General features: G+C 69.8%; 4 protein-coding genes. 3 read left to right on the top strand and 1 reads right to left on the bottom strand.

Going from position 1 to position 3,877, the window contains the following annotated elements; translation table 11 throughout:
• Nucleotides 1–470 (bottom strand): MarR family winged helix-turn-helix transcriptional regulator (locus tag AC1D2K_RS31545; RefSeq protein WP_478093974.1); only part of this gene is annotated, 470 nt, incomplete at its 3' end.
• 82 nt (nt 471–552) lie between these two features.
• Between AC1D2K_RS31545 and AC1D2K_RS31540 the strand changes: the two genes are divergently transcribed.
• Genes AC1D2K_RS31540 through AC1D2K_RS31530 form a run of 3 tightly spaced genes read left to right on the top strand, consistent with a single transcriptional unit; the run spans nt 553 to nt 3,856 of the window.
• Entirely contained in the window at nt 553–1,542 is a 990-nt protein-coding gene (locus AC1D2K_RS31540) for a Bug family tripartite tricarboxylate transporter substrate binding protein (RefSeq protein ID WP_478093973.1), read from the top strand.
• A 20-nt stretch (nt 1,543–1,562) separates the two neighbouring features.
• Nucleotides 1,563–2,534 (top strand): Bug family tripartite tricarboxylate transporter substrate binding protein, encoded by a 972-nt coding sequence (locus AC1D2K_RS31535; RefSeq protein WP_478093972.1) that lies wholly within the window; start codon nt 1,563–1,565, stop codon nt 2,532–2,534.
• 5 nt (nt 2,535–2,539) lie between these two features.
• Nucleotides 2,540–3,856 (top strand): sulfatase family protein, encoded by a 1,317-nt coding sequence (locus AC1D2K_RS31530; protein WP_478093971.1) that lies wholly within the window; start codon nt 2,540–2,542, stop codon nt 3,854–3,856.
• Nucleotides 3,857–3,877 lie beyond the last annotated feature (21 nt).

The raw sequence follows: 3,877 nt of genomic DNA, 5'->3' as shown, positions 1-3,877 counted from the left end.
GCCTTGGGCAGCACGGCCTCGCCGGCCATGCGCTCGGCGCGGGCCTGCAGGCGGCGAAGCGCATCGTCGAGCCGGCCGGCGGCGTCGGCGTCCAGCGCCTCCATCAGCCCGGCGTTGATCTGCGTCACCAACGGGAACAGCTCGTCGTACAGCCCGTGTCCGCGCGCCGTCAGGCCCAGCAGCACCTGGCGGCGGTCGCCCGCCGGGTGCGCGCGCGACAACAGTCCCTTGGCGACCAGCGAACCCACGGCCTTCGAGGTGCGGGCCCGATCGAGCTGGGCGTGCCCGGCCAGCTGCGAGGAGCTCAGCTCGCCGCGGCTGGCGAGCGTGGCGATCAGGCGCCACTCGCGCCGCGTGATGCCGAAGCGTCCCTCGCAAAGCCGGATGACCATGCTGCCGCCGACCGCGATCAGGCGCGACAGCCGGTACAGCAGCAGGTCGTCCAGGGGGCGGCGGGGCGGCGCGGTCATCTAGTGGTAAATCCTTGGAATGGTTGATTAGATCAATCGGATGCCGCGACTCTAAAGTCAATCCCAAGGAGACCAGGACCCCATGCACCACAGATTCGACCGCCGCCGCGTCCTCGCCGCCCTCGGCGGCATCGGCGGCCTCGCGTTGGCGCCGCTGGCCGGCGCCCAGGCCTTCACGCCCGGCCAGCCCATCAAGGTCCTGATCGGCGTGCCGGCCGGCGGCACCCAGGACGTGCTGACCCGCGCCATCGCGCACGAGGTGCGCGATTCGCTCGGCCCGCTGATCATCGACAACCGCTCGGGCGCCGCTGGACGCATCGCGGTCGAAGCGGTGAAGACCGCGGCACCCGACGGCCGCACGCTGCTGCTGGGCACGGCGGGCATGATGACCATGTTCCCGGGCGCCTACCGCAATCTCTCGTACGACCCGATCRGGGATTTCGTGCCGATCGTCAACGCAGCCCGCTTCGAGCTCGCGCTGGTGGTGGGCAAGGACGTGCCCGCGAACACGCTGCGAGAATTCCTGGCCTGGGCCAAGGCGCAGGGCGACGCGCTGAGCTTTGCCTCCTATGGCGCGGGAACGCCCTCGCATTTCCTCGGAGAAATGCTCAACCGCTCGGCCGGGCTCAGGATGGTCCACGTGCCGTATCGCGGCTCGACGCCGGCCCGCCAGGACGTGATGGGCGGCACCATCCCGGTGTACTTCGACACGATCGGCGGCGCCATCCAGATGCTGCCCACCGGCCGCGTGAAGGTGCTCGCAACCAGCGGCGACAAGCGCTCGCCGCTGATGCCCGACCGGCCGACCTTCACCGAAGCGGGCCTCAAAGACGTGGTCGCGACCGCCTGGTTCGCCTACTACGCGCCCCTGAAGACACCGCAGCCGATCGTCGACAAGCTGCGCGCCGAATTCACCCGCGCCGTGAATTCGCGCGAGGTGCGCCAGCAGTTGCTGCAGAACGGCATGTACCCGGTGGGCGATGGCCCCGAGGCCCTGTTGAAGACAATGCGCGAGGACACCGCCCGCTGGGGCGCCATCATGAAGGCCGTGAACTTCCAGGCCAACGACTGACCATGCACATCGGAGCACCCATGATTTCTCGCCGACTCTTCCCCCGCCTCGCCGCCGCCCTGGCACTGGGCGCCGCGGCCCTGTCTGCCCACGCCCAGGCGCTCGAGGGCGGCCCGCTGCGCATTGTGGTCGGCTATGCCGCCGGCGGTGCCACCGATCGCGTGGCCCGCATCGTCGGCGACAAGCTGCAGGCCCGGCTGGGCGTGCCGGTGATCGTCGACAACAAGCCCGGCGCGGGCGGCCGGCTCGCGGCGCAACAGGTCAAGGCGACGCCGGCCGGGCAGAACGTGCTGATGCTCGCCAACCCGGCCGTGATGGTGGTCGCGCCGCTGGTCTTCAAGGACAACGGCTACGACGCCGAACGGGATTTCGTGCCGGTGTCCCACGTGAACGACTACGAGTTCGCGCTGGCCGTGTCGACCGCGGTGCCGGTGCGCGAGCTGCCGCACCTGCTGGCGTGGATGCGCGCCAATCCGGAGAAGGCCAACTTCGGCGTGCCGGCGACCGGCAGCCTGCCGCATTTCTTCGGCCTCATGATGGGCGAGAAGGCCAAGGTGCGGGCCGAGGTGGTCGGCTACCGCGGCTCGGGCCCGCTGCTCACCGACCTGATCGGCGGCCAGGTGCCGATCGCCTTCGACACCTTCGACGTCGACCTGCCGCAACACCAGGCCGGCAAGATCCGCATCCTGGCCGTGTCAGGCGCAAAGCGTTCGCCCTTCGCGCCCGAGATCCCGACTTTCAAGGAAGCCGGCCTCGACCTGGTCGCCACGGGCTGGAACACCTTCTTCGCACCCGCGACCATGCCGAAGGACAAGGTCGAACGCCTGTCGCAGGCGATCCGCGAAGTCATGCAGGACCCGGACACCCAGCGCCGCTTCAAGGACACGCTGATGACACCGGTGGTCAGCACCCAGGCCCAGACCGAGGCCATGCTCAAGGCCTACCGGGCGCAGTGGGCGCCGGTGGTCCAGAAATCCGGCTACCAACCCTGAAAACAATGCAACGACCCAACATCATCTTCATCGTGGCCGACGACCTCGGCCATGCCGACCTCGGCTGCTACGGCGGCCGCGATGCGTCCTTCGGACCGGTGTCGCCGGTGCTCGACGGCCTCGCCGCGAAGGGCATGCGCTTCACGCAGGGCTATGCCAATTCGCCCGTCTGCTCGCCGACGCGTTTCGCGATGATCACCGCGCGCTACCAGTACCGGCTGCGCGGCGCGGCCGAGGAGCCGATCAACAGCAAGAGCCGCGGCAGCGCCACGCTGGGCCTGCCCACCGACCAGCCCACCCTGCCGTCGCTGCTGCGCGGTGCCGGCTACCGCACGGCCCTGATCGGCAAGTGGCACCTGGGCTATCCGCCGGCCTTCGGGCCGCTGCGCTCGGGCTACGAGGAATTCTTCGGCCCGATGTCGGGCGGCGTCGACTACTTCACGCACTGCGACTCCAGCGGCCGGCACGACCTGTGGTCCGGCGAGGAGGACTGCCGGCAGGAGGGCTACCTCACCGACCTGCTGTCGCGCCGCGCGGTCGACTACGTCGAACGCATGGCGCAGCAGGAAGAACCCTTCTTCCTGAGCCTGCACTACACGGCGCCGCACTGGCCCTGGGAAACGCGCGAGGACGCGGCGAAAGCGCCGGCGGTGAAGGACAACCTGTTCGACCTCGCGGGCGGCAACATCCACACCTACCGCCGCATGATCCACCACATGGACGAAGGCATCGGCTGGATCATGGCGGCGCTCGAGAAGCACGGCATGGCCGACGACACGCTGGTGGTCTTCACCAGCGACAACGGCGGCGAGCGCTTCTCCGACAACTGGCCGCTGGTCGGCGGCAAGATGGACCTGACCGAGGGCGGCATCCGGGTGCCGTGGATCGCGCACTGGCCGAAGGTGATCGGTGCCGGCGGCGTGAGCGACCAGCACTGCATGACGATGGACTGGTCGGCCACGATGCTGGACGCCGCGGGTGTCGCGGCCGATCCGGCGTTCCCGCTCGACGGCGTGTCCCTGCTGCCGGTGCTGCGCGACGCCACCAGGAGCTTCGCGCGCCCGCTGCACTGGCGCATGAACCATCGCGGCCAGCGCGCGCTGCGCGACGGCGACTGGAAGTACCTGCAGGTCGACGGCAACGAGTACCTGTTCAACATCCCGGCCGACGAACGCGAACGGGCCAACCAGGGCCACAAGGAGCCCGCCCGCCTGGCCGCGATGCGCGAGGCCTGGCTGGCCTGGAATGCCACGATGCCGGCGATTCCGCAGGACGCGACCGTGAGCCTCGGGTATTCCGTCAAGGACATGCCGGGCCGGTGACTCGCCCCCAGGTTGCCCCGC

It is taken from the genome of Variovorax sp. P1_H12_2 (genome assembly GCF_056405335.1).
The sequence above is the reverse complement of the archived record's forward strand: the minus strand, read 5'-3'. Positions and strand labels throughout refer to the sequence as shown.

Bases quoted from the DNA above. Each gene is read 5' to 3' on its own strand.
- AC1D2K_RS31535 (WP_478093972.1), top strand. From the start codon at position 1,563: ATGATTTCTCGCCGACTCTTCCCCCGCCTCGCCGCCGCCCTGGCACTG.
- AC1D2K_RS31530 (WP_478093971.1), top strand. From the start codon at position 2,540: ATGCAACGACCCAACATCATCTTCATCGTGGCCGACGACCTCGGCCAT.